15 protein-coding genes are annotated in these 15,269 nt (G+C 54.5%); 3 read left to right on the top strand and 12 right to left on the bottom strand.

What is annotated here, in order from left to right; all coding sequences use genetic code 11:
* The first annotated feature begins 251 nt into the window (after positions 1-251).
* Together JMJ16_RS47505 and JMJ16_RS47500 are read left to right on the top strand one after the other, a co-directional pair.
* Entirely contained in the window at positions 252-740 is a 489-nt protein-coding gene (locus tag JMJ16_RS47505) for a nuclear transport factor 2 family protein (protein ID WP_201393042.1), read from the top strand.
* 136 nt (positions 741-876) lie between these two features.
* A complete protein-coding gene (locus JMJ16_RS47500; RefSeq protein WP_201393041.1) occupies positions 877-1,422 on the top strand; it encodes a hypothetical protein in 546 nt (181 codons plus the stop codon).
* A 27-nt stretch (positions 1,423-1,449) separates the two neighbouring features.
* On the opposite strand, the gene JMJ16_RS47495 is transcribed toward JMJ16_RS47500, so the two are convergent.
* From JMJ16_RS47495 to JMJ16_RS47455, 9 genes are all read right to left on the bottom strand, one after another.
* On the bottom strand, positions 1,450-1,860 hold the full coding sequence (locus JMJ16_RS47495; protein WP_201392260.1) for a response regulator: 411 nt from the start codon (positions 1,858-1,860) through the stop codon (positions 1,450-1,452).
* Positions 1,861-2,080: 220 nt separating this feature from the next.
* Positions 2,081-3,367, bottom strand: coding sequence for a hybrid sensor histidine kinase/response regulator (locus tag JMJ16_RS47490; RefSeq protein ID WP_201393040.1), 1,287 nt, complete (start codon positions 3,365-3,367; stop codon positions 2,081-2,083).
* 121 nt (positions 3,368-3,488) lie between these two features.
* Entirely contained in the window at positions 3,489-4,220 is a 732-nt protein-coding gene (locus JMJ16_RS47485) for a 3-keto-5-aminohexanoate cleavage protein (RefSeq protein WP_201393039.1), read from the bottom strand.
* A gap of 217 nt (positions 4,221-4,437) precedes the next feature.
* Positions 4,438-5,190, bottom strand: coding sequence for an ABC transporter permease (locus JMJ16_RS47480; RefSeq protein ID WP_201393038.1), 753 nt, complete (start codon positions 5,188-5,190; stop codon positions 4,438-4,440).
* A 37-nt stretch (positions 5,191-5,227) separates the two neighbouring features.
* Positions 5,228-6,142 carry an ABC transporter permease subunit gene (locus JMJ16_RS47475; protein WP_201393037.1) on the bottom strand — a complete coding sequence of 305 codons (915 nt, stop codon included), beginning with the start codon at positions 6,140-6,142 and terminating at the stop codon, positions 5,228-5,230.
* Between the two features lie 4 nt (positions 6,143-6,146).
* Positions 6,147-7,040, bottom strand: a complete 894-nt coding sequence (locus JMJ16_RS47470) for an ABC transporter ATP-binding protein (protein ID WP_201393036.1) — start codon at positions 7,038-7,040, stop codon at positions 6,147-6,149.
* A 98-nt stretch (positions 7,041-7,138) separates the two neighbouring features.
* Positions 7,139-7,528, bottom strand: a complete 390-nt coding sequence (locus tag JMJ16_RS47465; RefSeq protein WP_201393035.1) for a GntR family transcriptional regulator — start codon at positions 7,526-7,528, stop codon at positions 7,139-7,141.
* Between the two features lie 159 nt (positions 7,529-7,687).
* Entirely contained in the window at positions 7,688-7,960 is a 273-nt protein-coding gene (locus JMJ16_RS47460) for a hypothetical protein (protein ID WP_201375038.1), read from the bottom strand.
* Positions 7,961-8,149: 189 nt separating this feature from the next.
* Entirely contained in the window at positions 8,150-10,114 is a 1,965-nt protein-coding gene (locus JMJ16_RS47455) for a protein kinase (RefSeq protein ID WP_201393034.1), read from the bottom strand.
* 287 nt (positions 10,115-10,401) lie between these two features.
* On the opposite strand from JMJ16_RS47455, the gene JMJ16_RS47450 reads away from it, so the two are divergent.
* Positions 10,402-11,541 (top strand): phosphotransferase, encoded by a 1,140-nt coding sequence (locus JMJ16_RS47450; RefSeq protein ID WP_201393033.1) that lies wholly within the window; start codon positions 10,402-10,404, stop codon positions 11,539-11,541.
* Positions 11,542-11,616: 75 nt separating this feature from the next.
* Here the strand turns inward: JMJ16_RS47450 and JMJ16_RS47445 are convergent, their stop codons facing one another.
* Genes JMJ16_RS47445 through cbiB form a run of 3 tightly spaced genes read right to left on the bottom strand, consistent with a single transcriptional unit; the run spans position 11,617 to position 15,266 of the window.
* Positions 11,617-13,143 carry a cobyric acid synthase gene (locus tag JMJ16_RS47445; protein ID WP_201393032.1) on the bottom strand — a complete coding sequence of 509 codons (1,527 nt, stop codon included), beginning with the start codon at positions 13,141-13,143 and terminating at the stop codon, positions 11,617-11,619.
* Entirely contained in the window at positions 13,131-14,276 is a 1,146-nt protein-coding gene (locus JMJ16_RS47440; protein ID WP_201393031.1) for a histidinol-phosphate transaminase, read from the bottom strand. The genes JMJ16_RS47445 and JMJ16_RS47440 overlap by 13 nt, the downstream gene beginning before the upstream one ends.
* The gene (gene cbiB, locus JMJ16_RS47435; RefSeq protein ID WP_201393030.1) at positions 14,277-15,266 is read right to left on the bottom strand and encodes an adenosylcobinamide-phosphate synthase CbiB; all 990 of its coding nucleotides are present in this window, start codon (positions 15,264-15,266) and stop codon (positions 14,277-14,279) included. It lies immediately after the preceding gene.
* Positions 15,267-15,269 lie beyond the last annotated feature (3 nt).

The raw sequence follows: 15,269 nt of genomic DNA, 5'->3' as shown, positions 1-15,269 counted from the left end.
CCCGAGAGAATGATAAAACTTTTCTACTATAATAGACATAATTTGAGATGTTTCTGTAGTATAATACAGCAAACATTAATTTGGAATATTTACCTCTACCTATAGACAAAAGTCCTGATCAAAAATTCCAGATACTGGAACTAACCAGCATAATAGACGTTAGTTACATTAGATAACGCGTATTTTATCAGTCACAAGAAAAGAACAGAAGGAGTATCGCCTTTTCGGTGTAAAAGGCTGAAAGTATTCGTATGAAACGTTCATTTTTTATTGTCATGCTCTTCACTTGCCTGGCTATTCTACTCGTTGCCTGTAATGATCAAAACCAGGGCACAGGTTCATCTAAGCAATCATCAGGCCAGGAACAACAGACGAACGCGATCACTACGCCCGTCCCGGCTCCAACCTTTTCCAAATCCGCTGTAAGTAGCATTCCCACTGCTATTACCTATTATCAGGCCCTCAAGGATCGCGACTATGCGAAAGCATACGCCTATCTTGATGCCAACGCCACAACCACCGATGGCAAGAAACTGACCCAGGAGAGCTTTACCCAGATGGCCCAGAATGCCTTTACCCAAAGTGGAGCTATCACCGATATTACGATGGTTCCTGGTAGCAGCGATGGAACGCAAATTGTGACTACTATTGATCGCAATGCCAGCGTGCACTATCACTCCCATCTGACCATGAAGAAAGAGGGATCAACCTGGAAAATTCTCTCCTTAGATAGAATTTAGGTAAAAGATGGCAAAAGAGGGTGGCCTTTGTCTGTAGGCCACCCTCGTTGCTATAATAGGGAACATAATAACAGCTTCATGCTATTATCTCTACCAGTATTATCAATACAGAGTTCGAAAGGATACCGCAAATACCGTGCTTGGGCCAATAGTGCGAGCGGCAAGAAGCCTGGCGCTTCCCCTCCTGCTCCTACAACTGATGCTGATTGTGAGTGCCTGTGGCCTGACCGAGGCACCTACACATAAAACCTATACCTATTCCACCATGGCCAGTCTGCCAAAGGATCGCGTAACCAATCCTCAGGAGGTAGCCTATACCTATCAAACAGGCGAAAACGTTGTTCTCTCCTGGGCTACACAATCTGGACAGGATACCCTCGATAATAAACCCCAGCCTGTAAAGATTGAGGCCGGCCTGGTAGGTCCCTTTACTAGCATAGAGAGCCTTAAGAAGGCCATTAGCTTCGATGGCAATAATATCGCAGGCCATGTGCAGGCAACAATTACACCTATTCAGACCAATAACTGGTCTGACAAGGCCGTCGATGCTAATCTGCAACTGTCTTCATCCATGCCTGCGGGCTACTATATGCTGGTCCAGCGCATCCAGGTCGGACAGGGCTATCAGCCTCCCGTACCAACCGGGCGCATCATTAAAGTCATCGCGACACCTGGCTCCTAGCCAGGCTCACCTCTGGGTGCCCCTCCCCTATGCAGGGGTCGAACGCTCCAACAGGTCCGTGACATGCTGTAGGAGGGCATCCAGCTCAAATGGCTTTTTGAGATACATGACGTTCCTGCGCTTGGGCAAGCGCTCAGGAAGATTGCCGCTAATGAGAATTACTGGAATATGCTCACTCTCGGTTGAGGCGCGTAGATGGTCGATAAGCTCTAAACCATCCATATGGGGCAGATGGTAATCCAATAAAATAAGGTCTGGCAGCACAGTACGAATCATTCTGAGCGCCTGCAAGCCATCTGTAGCAAAAATGACTTTATAGGAAACCTCTTCTTTAAGCGCTTGCGCTAAAAAGTATCCTACATGGATATCATCTTCGACAACGAGAATCGTCTTCCTTGACTGCTTTGTAAGATCCTCGGGGCCATACACATTTGGCATCCTCTGATTCCTCTAACTTAACTAGGTGCTACCTATCGGAAACCTGAGCACGCTTGTCCCCGAATGGGGGAGCGCTAGCCACGAGAGTGGCGCCGCCGTGCCACCTTTAGGTGGTGCCCCCCGAATGGGGATTGGTTTCCGTATAAGAAGATAGTGATTTCAATACTCTTCAACATATACCATGATACAGTTTTTTCCCAGGGGAAAGCAATCCATTCTACTACATATTTACGGATGAGAGAGGATCAAGTTGAGGGTCCTGCCACTCAATTTTCCACAGCAGAGACCATGTTCCCATTTCAAAAGCCTCTTTCGCTGCGTTGACCGCTAATTCGGACGTTGGCAAGTTAATGGAAAAAGTACTGCCCTGCCCCAACCTGCTCTGTACCTCTAGCCGTCCTCCATGCTCCTCAACAATAGCACGGGCAATATAGAGTCCCAACCCCAGTCCCTTCACAGAACCATGTTGCCCTTCTACTCCCCCAACTCGGTAAAATTGTTCAAAGATGTGCTGTAGAGCATCAGGGGCGACACCCGCGCCCTCATCCTGGACGGCAATGCATATCTCTTGCTCGCCTACCTGAAAGGTGACGGTTATCGGTCTCTCAACTGGAGAGTATTTGCGCGCGTTATTAAGCAGATTGAGTAGCACCTGGCTGAGCCGCTGAGCATCCACCACCCCTATGCACTGATTCTCCGTAGAGGCAGTCGGCGCCACACGCTCACAGGCGAACTCATCTATGGCCTGCTGACAGAGCGCGACCAGGTCGGTCTGCTCACGCTGCACATGAAATTGCTGCATCTGGATATGGGCGGCATCATGCAGGTCAGCTATAAGTCGTTCCATGCGTTTAATAGCACCCTCGACAGTGTCAAAATTCTGCACGAGCCGCTCCCCCGATTGTTCCCGCCGTGCCTGGCGCTTCATCAATTGCATCAAGCCTTTAACGCTGGTAAGGGGGCCCGCCATTTCGTGCACCACCATGCGCAACATCTGTTCTCTAGATTCATTGACGGATGCAAGCGCTACATTCGCCTGCTGCAATTCCTCAGTACGCTGGTATACCTGCTGCTCAAGCGAGGCCGCATACTGCTCAAGCTCCTGCTGCTGATGTTTCACCTGCTGGCGGAGTTGGACTGTATCGATGGCTCTGCGTACCGCAGCGGCGAAATCATCACGATCTATCGGCTTAAGTATGTAATCATACGCGCCACCACGGAGCGCGCGAATAGCCAGGTCATGCTCACCATGGCCCGTAATTAACAACACAGGAGTCTCTGGCTGTAAGCCCTGCAAAGCAGTTAGCAGGTCAAAACCATCCATACCGGGCATTTTTATATCGCTGACAATGACGTCATAGCTCTGCACTCGAACAAGCTCAAGCGCGAGCTGCGCCGATTCCGCAGTGTCCACATGTAGGTTCTGTAAGCGCAACCTCAGCATATGGGGAAGCGCTTGCAATAAAGCGGGATCGTCATCCACTACCAGTAGTCGTGCATCCGCCATTGAAGGCAACACTTTTCTTCTCTCCATACTATGGATTGTAAAAGACGAGATTGCCCTATGTCAACTTCGAAATCTCTTCCCTGCTCAGAAAAGTCTGTGAGCCATCTCCAAATTAAGCCGCCTATGAGTAATGGTATAGATCAGCCTTCTCTACAGCGGCACTTACGAGTTGCGCGTTACTTGTCGCCCGGCTGCCATCTGGCAGGGTCAGGGTATCCTCGAAGCCTATACGTGTGTCGTAACCATGAGCCAGCGCGGCGTCCAGTAGGGGCCAGGCTGTCTGCTCAAAGCCATGCAATAGGAGCGGGCGCCACACACGCGCCGTGTGCAGGCGCGCCACGATAGACTCAACCGTGCGCAAGGCCGCGCACACCTCCACCTCTTCCGGCTCCAATAGGATCCGCAGGCAGCGCGGCGCATATCCTGATGCCAGGAACGCCTCCGCGTCCTCAAGCGTGCTGAGTCCAGCCTCGATGCCTACGCCACGCGTTTGTAGGAGCGCGCAAAGCTCAGGCGCGCCTGGCTCCGAGAAGTTGACCGAGGCGAAATCTGGCAACACTCGCCACGCACGCACACTCTCCAGGCGCCACTCCACAGTGGACTCGATCCAGAGGCCAGTGCTTACACCCACGGGTATGCCCGGACAACTCTTGCGTACAGCCCGTAGCGCCTCTCCAATGACCTGGGGAGCCAGCGATTGAGCTCCCTGACTGTTCCGTGGATGAATATGCAAGGCTCCCGCGCCAACCTCTATCGTCACACGCGCCTCGCGCGCCAGTTCTTCAGGCATCAAGGGCAATCCAGGATGTTCATCTCGCTCGCGACTCCCATTTAAACATGCTTTGATCAGCACGCTCCTCTCCTCTCCTATCCTATCCTGCTAGTCTTAGCTACCATAAAACAAATGCGCCTTATAGATAATAACGAAGAGAAGGCGCATCGCGATGCGCCTTCTCTTCGTTATTATCTATATTTCCTCAATCTCGAATGGTTCGCATACGTATAATGGCTAGAATGCCAAAGAGCAGCGAGAGCACAAGCAAGAGCGCACTCCCCGCGTATTGCAGCGGCTAGTAGTTATCTTCCGTCTGGTAGACCGTCTTCCACTGTAGGTTAAGGTCCCGGATGCATTTATTTACATTGCCATTAGAGGCTGAGTCATGCCAGTCGCAATAGCTATGAATATCCCCCGTCTCCTGCCCCTGCCGATCAGCAAATCCCGCGTATGTCACCAGTTCTCCCTGCTGACCCCAATACCCATTTCCATGATACTCCATATATTCCACATGAGGAGGCACCAGATATTGATATTCGTTACTAAATACAATAATGCATGTCGTACAAAGCACAAAAGTCAACGCCATGGCTAGAATACTGCGCCGGGTAAGGCTACCAACAAGCACACCCAGCATCAAGCCAAAGAGCATCAGCCCAACAACGACCGGCCCCGTGACAAGGTAGCGCGACCAGATCTCAAACGGGCCATCCCCCACAATCATATCCTGTAAAACATTCTCGATAAAGGCTAGAGCCGTTGCGAGCACCAGCACGCCTGCTACAAGCAGCGCCAGTTTGATCACCAGCCAGCGCGTGCGCGAAGTTCCCTGTAGCCAGGCCACATAATGCGTCTTCTGCCCACGCTCGCGGGACACCAACGGCGCGCCCACAAAGACAGCTACCAGCAGCGGCAGCAACATGACAACTTCATACTGAAACGAATAGGCGTCATAGTTGCGCCCCAGCAGGATAAACGCATAGAAGGCCAGCAAGAGCACACCTATGAGCAGGGCGACACGGTGCTGCCGCCAGGTAAGCCAGACCATATATCTATACCTCTTCTTCTTAACAGTCACTTCTCATTCAATCGACCGAGGAACGCACCCGCAGGAATATCACCGTACCCAGCCCTAGCGAGAGCACCAATAGGATTCCGCTCACGATCCATTGCAGCGGCCAGTAGTTCTCTGCTGGCTGATAGGTGATTTTTATAGGCGTGCTATTTATACATTCACTCATATCTTGGGAGTCCGGCGAGGAAAGATGGCAATATGCGCTTATATTCTTAATCTCATTTCCTTGTTGATCAATATTCACCATCTTTACAATTGCAGCTTCCTGTAACAGATCTTGAGGATAGTCATGTTGTTGATCCCAGATATAGGTCTGGGGTGGAAGGAGGTAGGTATACCAATTGGTCAGGGCCAAAAAGACGACGAGAAAGAGGGTAAACGCTATCGTCATAGCAGGAATATTACGACGCACAAAGCAGCCAACTGCCACCCCAAGCATAAGCGCGAAGACGACAAGCACCACAGACACGATATTGGTAGAGAAACCGCCGCGCCAGGAACCTACTACTCGTACACCAAGCACAGTAATCATAGAATGATTTGCAGCAGTATTGGTCTCAAACTCAAAACGCTTATTCGCAAGCAACGCAAAACATATACTTAAGATCACAAGTACCAAAACAAGCAGCCCAAGCTTTACCGCCAACCAGCGTGTTCGAGCAATACCTTGCGTCCAGGCAAAGTGGTGCGTCCCCTGCTCACGCTCGCGCGCGAGCAGTGGCGCGCCTATAAAGGTCGCCACAACCAGCCCGATCAACTGAGGCCAGAGATTACCAAAGCCTAGAACCATCGATTTAAACATGTACCACGGTCCTGGTTGAACATTTGCATTAAGCACCATCACTACCGCCAGTGCATAGAGCAAAATCGCCACAACGGCGCAGAGTAGCACCACTCTGTACTGTCGCCAGGTAAGCCAGGTCATCGTGCTACCTCCTGCTGTGAGTGGTTGTTTGGCGTGGGCAAGGACGGCTGCGTGTCAAGATAGGCCAGCACAATATCCTCCAGCGAGAGGTCCTGCACGACCCAGCGTGGATCGGAGAAGGGGCAGAGAGGCGCGCGAAGACATTGCTCTGCCGCCCTGTATGCCCGGCCTGTATGACGCTTACCTCGGCGGCGATGCGCTCAAAGTCATCGTGGGGACCAATCAGCAGCTTGTGCGAGGTGACAAACGTCTCCAGATCTTCCTCGACCTTGACCTGCCCCTGAGAGAGCAGCACCAGGCGGTCGCAGATATTCTCCAGGTCTGCGATATGGTGCGATGAGATCACGACGCTGGCCCCATCGCTGGCCACAGCATCCATAAACAGGCGCACCAGCTCTCGTCGAGCCAGGGGATCAACGTTGGCAAACGGCTCGTCCAGTAGCAACAGACGCGGGCGCTTGGCCAGAGCCATTACCAGGGCCAGCAGGGCGCGCTGCCCACCCGAGAGTTTGCCGACCATCGTTTTGAGGGTAATATCCAGGCGCGCCAATGTACGCTCCGCGAGATCATTATCCCAGGTCGTGTTTAGCTTGCGCCCCAGCGTCAGGGTATCCTTGACGGAGAATGAGCGATAAAGCGGGCGCTCCTGGGTCACAAAGCCGATGCGCGCGATGAGCGCGGTGGCGTTTGGTGCGGGCGTCTCGCCCAGGACGCGAATGCTGCCCGCGCTGGGAGCCAGCAGGCCCACCCCCAGGTGCAACAGCGTGGTCTTGCCCGCGCCATTCAGGCCCACCAGGCCAGTTACTCCCCCCTCGGGGATGTGTAGATCACAGTTCTGTAAAGCCCAGCGCTTACCATATTTCTTGCCGAGCTGGTTTGCTTCCAATGCCAGTGTCATATACAGTTTCTCCTCTTGAGACTGTTTGATCATATATAGGGTCCATGCTTGCACGGGCTCAGGTCGAGCAAGCTCTGCCCCTACAAGTTTTTTCTCCCCTATGAAAGGGCTGCGCGCCGTTTCTGTAGCGTATCCATCAATAGGTCCACGACGCTCTCGTCGTCCAGGCCAACCCCGGCGGCTTGCTCAAGCCACTGCTGTAAGCTCACACGCAGCCGCTCCAGGCTCTCGCGGTCCGGTACGCGCAATTGTGTGCGCACAAAGGTACCCAGACCGGGCCGGCTCTCCACCAACCCATCACGCTCCAGCTCTCGATAGGCCTTGAACACCGTATTGGGATTAATGGCAATCATGGTCACGACCTCGCGTACTGTAGGTAACTGGTCGCCCGGCCGCAACAAACCCAGGCGCAGCGCGCGCTTGACCTGCTGCACTAGTTGCATATATGGAGCCACGCCGGTACGTTGCTCCAGGTGAAACTCAATCATCGCATATTCTCGTCTCACTCACTGCTATTCTACCAATCTACTAAATAACTATGGACATAGTACAAGTATAGGGTGGAACATGCACAAATGTCAAGGATAGGAAGGATGGGTAGGTAGCGCGGACGAATGCCCGCGCTACCTACCCATCCTTCCTATCTTTTATTTCCTTACCTGTCTCCTCGCGAATACGAGGGCTGCAATAGCGCCACACACACAGGTCAGATAAGTCCAGAAATTGCCCTTATCACCTATGCCTATAAGACCTGGAAACAAGCCTCCAATCACTCCGCCGCCAATCCCAATCACAACCGTAACAGCCGTACCCAGCCGCTCTTCCCGCATCACATAATCACCAATTGCCCCAGCTACGCCCCCAATGGCGATCCAGACGATACCAGCCCATAGTGCATCCAGCAGGCTTGCTAGCACCATACCTCGACCATCCTTTCTGCCAATGCTCCTCTTTCCTGCATCTATTCATTGTATAGCTGATGCAAGCAATACACAAAAATAGAACGCCATATCCCTCTCACCAAAAATGAGGAGGGTGCAATGCATACGCTGAGCGTATGCATTGCACCCTCCCTGTTAGCAAGCACTCACGGCACAAGAAAGAGTATTCTAGCCAATAGTAACCGTTCCATCGGGGTTGACATGGAGCTGAATCTGCTTGCGTGGCGTCGTGGCAGGGCCGCTGACGACGTTGCCACTATTGGCGGGATCAAAAATCGAACCATCAGGTGGGCAAACCAGCTTGTTGCTATTCGCGTCATAGGTGAGCATTCCGCCATCTGTGGTGCAACCGATCTCGTAGGCGACGAAGTTGCCATCGGGCATGCGGATCAACAGGCTATCTCGCCCATCCTCGGGATTGGTGAACGTCTGCGCGGTCCCAAACCCCTGGTTGGTATTACCAATGACCCGTCCCGTGTGGACAACCGGCGTCCCCTGCAAGGACGGAGGAGGCGTAGCAACCTGCTTTGGCGAGGCAGCCTGCTTTGGCGTACGCGCCGGCGCGCTTGTGCTCGCCTTCTGGCTGCTCGCCTGCTGCCCACTCCCCTGCGAGGCGAAGGCCAGGCTCATACCACCTATCATCAGGACCAGGATGCCAACAATAAGCACAGCCAGCATATGCTTACGGCTCTTCGGCACGCGCTCAATCTGCGCCTTCAATAGGGCAACCAGCCGAGCCGTCAGGGTCTCGATGCGCTCCTCTTTCGCCGCTTTCGCTGAGACTGGAGCCACTTTAGGCACTATGGGAGGCCGTTGTACCTCACTCGCCTTCGCACTTACAGGTTCCATCGCAACCGTCGCATAGTTCGCGGACATAGGTCGCAGCGGCTGTGATAGCGGCTGTGTACTACGTGCCATAACAGGCTTCATGACCTGTTGCTGCGCCTGCAAGCTCTGCCTGGTCAATGCCTCGGGCGTCAGCGGCACCGTCTCTAGTTTGGAGGTCACGATAGGAGGCAAGAGCTGCCAGTGAATCTTACGTGGCAGCACGGGCATCGACATAGATGTTGAAGACATACCACCGACGGGCGTACGTGGAGGTATCCCACCCAGCGAAATAGGACCTGTTATGCCCTGACGAGGTATTCCACTCAAAGAAATGGGGCCTGTTATATTTGCCGTACCCTGACCGGGAATAGACACTGGTGCCAGCCTGCCCGACTGCTGCATCCCCTGTGGGGCATTAAGCAACTGCACAACCCGCGTAAAGGCGGCCGCGAAGTCACCCGCAGAGCTATAGCGTTCCGCGGGGTTACGCTCCAGCGCACGCTGCAAGACCAGGTCCAGGCCATTGGGCACATCCGCCTTGAACTCTGTTATCAGAGGGGCGGATTGCTGTACATGCATGTTGGCAAGCTCAAATGGATCGCTGCCCTTGAAGGGGGGACGCCCACAGAGCATCTCGAAGGTGATGGCGCCCAGGGCGTAGACATCGGCGCGCGAACCCAACACCTGCCCCTTGACCACCTCAGGTGCGATATACTCGGGTGCTCCCAGGAAGGACCCTGAAATACTTAATAGGTGAGGATAGGCGTGTTCTACTGGAGCAAGACCCTCTAGTGCCAGCATCGGCACCAGACCAAAGCCCACCACCTGGAGACTCCTGGCATCCACCCAGATGTTCAGCGGTCGTAAAGCTCCATGTGCAAATCCGTGATTATGCGCGTAATCCAGGGCCTCTGCCAGGCGGCACAAGATCCGTGAAGCTTGCAAAGGCGTCAGTTGTCCGCGCTCACGTACAAGGTCGGCCAACGTATTGCCAGAGACCAGCGGCGAAACCATGTAGGGCATTCCCAGGTGCTCGCCAAAATCTTCCAGCGGCTGAACGCAGGGATGCCGCAATTGCATCAGACCCGAAGCAATCGTGGTAAAGCGAGCGCTAAAGCGCGCCCGTGCCTCAGAAGAGAGGGTAGAGGGTAAAAAGTAGGTCGTGAGCATAACCGGGCGCACTGATCCCTCCTGACGAGCCTGGTAGACTGCGTTCAGGTTCCCTCGCCCCAACAACTGCTCAACCTGGTATGTCCCCAGCGTTTGACCCACTAACTCATCAACAGATAGCGAAGACGTAGACATACGAAGATAGCTCCCTGAAAAAATTACGCCCCGGACTACAACACTACTGATCCGAAATCCTGAGCGCGGAGCGCTCGTCACGAGAGTGACGTTGGGTTTCGGAATAAGAACATAATGAAGACAATCAAGAAAACTCTTTGACACACTATGAATATTTATGGTAAATGAAGTGTATACATTGAACAAGATACTCGTCAACTGCTATGAGCTGGCACTAGGACTTGTGGGGGGAGCTAAAAAGCGTTACCATGAGGGGACACCATAAGGGAGGAAGACACACACATTTTATGAGCGAAGTTATTTCTCGTCTCGCTGATGCGACACCTGCCTGGTTAAGTACCATCCTACGCGAGGCTGGCTATCTTTCTCAGGGCAGCGTTGTCTCTGTGGATCAGCGGATCTCTGATGCCTTTAACTCAAGTACCGCCCATCTACGCCTGGTCTATAGCGAAGATGCAACTGCTACACCGCCACAAGATCTCGTGCTCAAGCTCCAGAAGAATCACGATGGAGAGAACGAGGTCCAATTCTATCGCCTGGTCGCTCAGCTAGGCGCAAACCTGCCGATGCTCGCCCCCTGCTTCGCCCTGAACTATGATGCGCAGAGTGGGAACTCCTATCTCCTCTTCGAGGATCTCTCGCCCACACATGTAGCGCCTGTGACGCGCCAGCAGCTTCTTGAGGGGCAGGGGGTTCCGCGCGCCGATCAGCTCGATGGCATCGCGGATGCTCTCGCTGGCTTCCACGCCTACTGGTGGGAGCATCCCGATCTGGGTAAATACGAGGCGACGGCCATTCGCCCCTGGTGGCGCGATAAAGAGAGCTACCAGCAGCATATCGAGCGCCGCATCCGCGAGTGGGATTCCTTTAAACAGAGCGCAGCCAGCGAGATCTCACCTCAGATCCGTGCGACCTATGAATATGTGCTTGGACGTATGCCAGCTCTCTGGGAGGAATATCTGGAGGAGCGGATCACCAACCGTCACCAGCTTACCCTTTCGCAGGGCGATTGTTACCTGAGCAACCTGCTCTGCCCACGTGAGGTCGCGGGCGAGGCCGAAGAACCCAAGGGGCAGACCTATATTCTCGACCTGGAGGCCGTTAGCGCCAATTTCCCAACCTATGACCTGGCCTACCTGATGCCCACCTTCTGGTCACCTGAGCAGCGCAAGGTCCATCGCCCCGAGGAACTTTTCCTGATTCGCTACCTCCAACGCCTACGCAAGTTTGGCGTTGAGAATTACAACTGGGCCATGCTCTGGCGCGATTACCAGATGATGGTTGTCTTTATGCTCTTTGATCCCATCTGGGACCAGACGGCGGGCGCGTCGCGCGCTTACTGGTATCCCAAGCTTCACTGCCTGGTACGCAACTTCTGGGACATGGGCTGCGGCCTCACCCTACGCAAACTCGCAGAGAAGAAATAGTGTTGAGAGTCAATCCTATTGCGGGCAGATGCCCGCAATAGGATTGACTCTCAACACCTAGCACATAATGAGAAATTAAATAAATGAGGAAAGGTCGAGGTATTTTTCCAGGATGTCTGCCAGCCTGTCGTAGGCCTGCATACGCTCAAAGGGCCGCATCTCTGGCACCGGGGCTGCGCTCCGCTCTCCCAACGCTCTTAAAATCGCATGGCGAAAGAAGTCATTCTCAAACAAGCCATGCAGGTAGCAGCCCGCGACCCAACCCTCTTCGCTAAGAAAACCATCCGCCACGCCGTTTACCTCTAGCAGCGGCATAAGGGAGGTCGAATTCGCATCCGCCGTGCGACCGAGATGAATTTGATAGGCTCGCAACGGCTGCTCAGGCACAAAGGCAAACAGGCCCCGACAAGCAGTTCTCGTCAAGTTGGCCACACTCTGAGAAGTCACCTTCTCTTCCAGAGAGGCGAAAATCGTCTCCACCGGTAGAAGACTCAGGCCAGCCTCAACCGCTCCTGCGCAACCCTCCACACCTGTTGGATCACATAGACGCTCACCAAGCATCTGGTAGCCACCACAAATGCCCAGGATCGCTACCCCCTCCCGCACCAGGCGACGAATTTGCATACCCAGTCCAGTGCGCCAGAGCCAGGCTAGGTCAGCAAAGGTATTCTTTGTGCCAGGAAGGATGATCAAGTCAGGTCGTTCAGGAAGCTCCTCGGGCGAGCTTACCAGGTGCAGGCGCACCCCTGGCTCCGCCGCTAAGGCATCAAACTCGTCGTAGTTGCTCATATACGGCAGGCGTGGTATCACAATCTGTAGTTGTTGAGTGGCTTCTCCCTGCTGTTTCTGCGTCAGGAGCGCTGTTCCCTCTTCCAGCGCGACACTGTCTTCCTCGGCAATTCCCAGATCCCTCACAAAAGGCACCGTTCCCAGCACGGGTATCCCCGCTCGCGCCTCCAGCATCCGCTCACCCTCCCGCCATAGCTCCAGGTCGCCACGAAACTTATTCACAATCAGGCCCTTGACGCGCTCACGCTCCTCGGGTTGAAGCAACATTAAGGTTCCAAGCAGCGAGGCGAAGATGCCGCCCCGGTCGATATCCCCCACCAGCAGCACCGAGGCATCTGCCCAGCGTGCGACGCGCATATTAACCAGGTCATAGCGCGCCAGATTGATCTCGACCGGGCTGCCCGCGCCCTCAATTATTACCAGGTCATAGGCACGACGCAGGCTCTCCAGGGCTTGCTTTACCACCGCTTCAAAGCCTGTACGCTGGCGATAATACTCAAGCGCCTCCATCGTGCTTAGAGGCCGCCCCAGCATAATAACCTGGCTACGCGAGTCTCCCTCGGGCTTGAGTAGAATAGGATTCATCTCGACTGTTGGCTCAATGCCTGCCGCCTCGGCCTGGACTGCCTGGGCGCGCCCAATCTCGCCTCCAGCGGGCGTGACAAATGAGTTAAGGGCCATATTCTGAGCCTTAAATGGTGCCACGCGCCAGCCCTGGCGAGCGAAGAGGCGACACAGGCCTGTGACCAGCGTACTCTTGCCAACGGTCGAGGCTGTTCCCTGTACCATGATGGTACGTGCTAATTCTCCCATAGCTCCTTCTCCTCACTCTGTAATACCCCTAACACTCCCACCAACCTGGACCATTCATATGCCTGCCGCGTAGCGACCCGTATATACCGTGGTAGGCCAAACGAGGTACAGTCGCGCACCAGGAGACCTCCCTGCAATAAAGCTGCTCGCAACCTCGTGGCCTTTCCCACGCGTACCAGCGCATAGTGCGTGCGCGTTGGCACCACCCTACATCCCAGGCCTTGCAAGGCTCCAAAGAAGGCCTCTCGCTCTCGCGCTAATCCTTGCAGACTATATGCCAGGTGCTCCCTGTCCGCGAGGACTGCTGTAGCCACTACCTGCGCGGCTCCATTGACATTCCAGGCTGGCAGGTTAGTTGCCAGCTTTGCTGCCAGTTCGGGAGGCGCCACAGCATAGCCGATCCTCAGCGCCGCCAGGGCGAAATCCTTAGTCAGGGAGCGCAACACAATCACCCGTCCCTCCTCCTGCACCAGCTCCAGTGCCGTCTCCTCTTCAGCGGGAAAGAGAAAATGGCGATACGACTCATCAATGACCAGCAGCGTTCCTAGCTCCGCACACACTCGAGCCAGCTCACGCAACTTCATCAGAGGTAGCCACTCCCCGGTTGGATTATTGGGATTACAGAGCCAGAATAATGCCGGGCGCAGCCTCCTCAACCACTGTATAACTTCGGGTATATCTACCTGAAAGTCATCCTCTTCCCGTAGTATACAATCGCTCACACTGGCCCCCACAGCCTGTGACGCCGCCCGATACTCGCCAAATGTCGGCATCAATTGCGCGACCGCAGCTCCTGGACAGAGAAAGGTACGCGCGATACTCCAGATAAGTTCGCTTGCACCATTGCCACATACTAACCACTCTATCCCTACCTGTTGAGCATCAATCTCATAACGCAATAGCGCACGTTTCAATGCGAGACAGGTACGATCTGGATAGCGCTCAAGCGCCAGGCCAGCTAAAGCCTGGCGGGCCACCGGTGAGGGGCCATAGGGGTTGGCATTGACGCTGAAATCGTGTATCTCCTCTGGGCACAAGCCCAGGCGCTCCAATTCTCCGTAATCCAAAGCGCCATGCACCGGCAGTTCGCGCCCGTCTAATTGCTCCTTTGTAGGTGGTGGATGTTGCTGCATCTAGCCTCTTCCTGCTTGCCTCCATATACGCACGACCAGCGCGAGCAGGAAGGCACAGGTTCCAACCCAGCAGGTCATACGCTCCGCCTGGACGATAACGGCGGGCGTTATGTTCCGCCTCTCCTCCCCAAGGATGTAATGCTCGACCTTCTCTAGACGCACGCCCAGCGCTCCCGCTGCCGCCGACATGGGATGCCCGGCGTTTGGACTCTCCGTCTTGCCTGCGTCACGGCGCCACACGCGCCATGCCTCTTTTCGCGATCCTCCATAGAGAGGCGCACAGGCGATGATGAGCAGCGCACTGAGGCGGGCCGGAAGCAGGTTGAGTAAATCATCTAGCCGCGCGGCAGCCTTCCCCAGATATTCATACTTACCATGATAGCCTATCAGCGAGTCAAAGGTGTTGACCAGACGGTAGAGCGCCGCACCTGGCAGGCCAAAGAGGGCATAGTACCAGAGAGGCGCGACAACCGAATCGCTCACATTCTCTGCCAGCGATTCAATTGCCGCCGCCGCGACCAGCTCGGGACTTAAGTGTGAGCGATCCCGGCTTACCAAGCTTCTTAACGCCTCACGAGCCTCCTCCAAGTCCCCCTGCTCGAGTGACATGCGTACCTGCACCCCCGCCTCTACCAGCATCCGCAAGGCAAAAAAAGGCTTCAGAGCCATTCCTATGAATACTGCCGAAGCGAGCAAGCCTACTCGCGCTCCTCCATAGTCTTTGGCCTTCTTCTCTATGCTTCCTATTAGACCTTGAAACAACTTCACCGGCACAAGAACCAGTGGAAAAGCTACCAACAACATGATGACGCCATACCTTAGCTGTGCCCCTTGGCCGCGAGGGGCACGACTCTCAAGCGCTCGAATAAGCCTACCATACCAGACGACGGGATGCACGCTGGCGGCTGGCTCGCCTATGAGGTCAAAGGCAGCCGCCAGCAAGAGCACCAGCGCTTCATGCACACTTCGTTGCCCTTTTGTCTCTGGCATGGG

It is taken from the genome of Ktedonobacter sp. SOSP1-52 (assembly GCF_016587395.1).
This window is presented reverse-complemented; position numbering and strand designations above follow the sequence as displayed.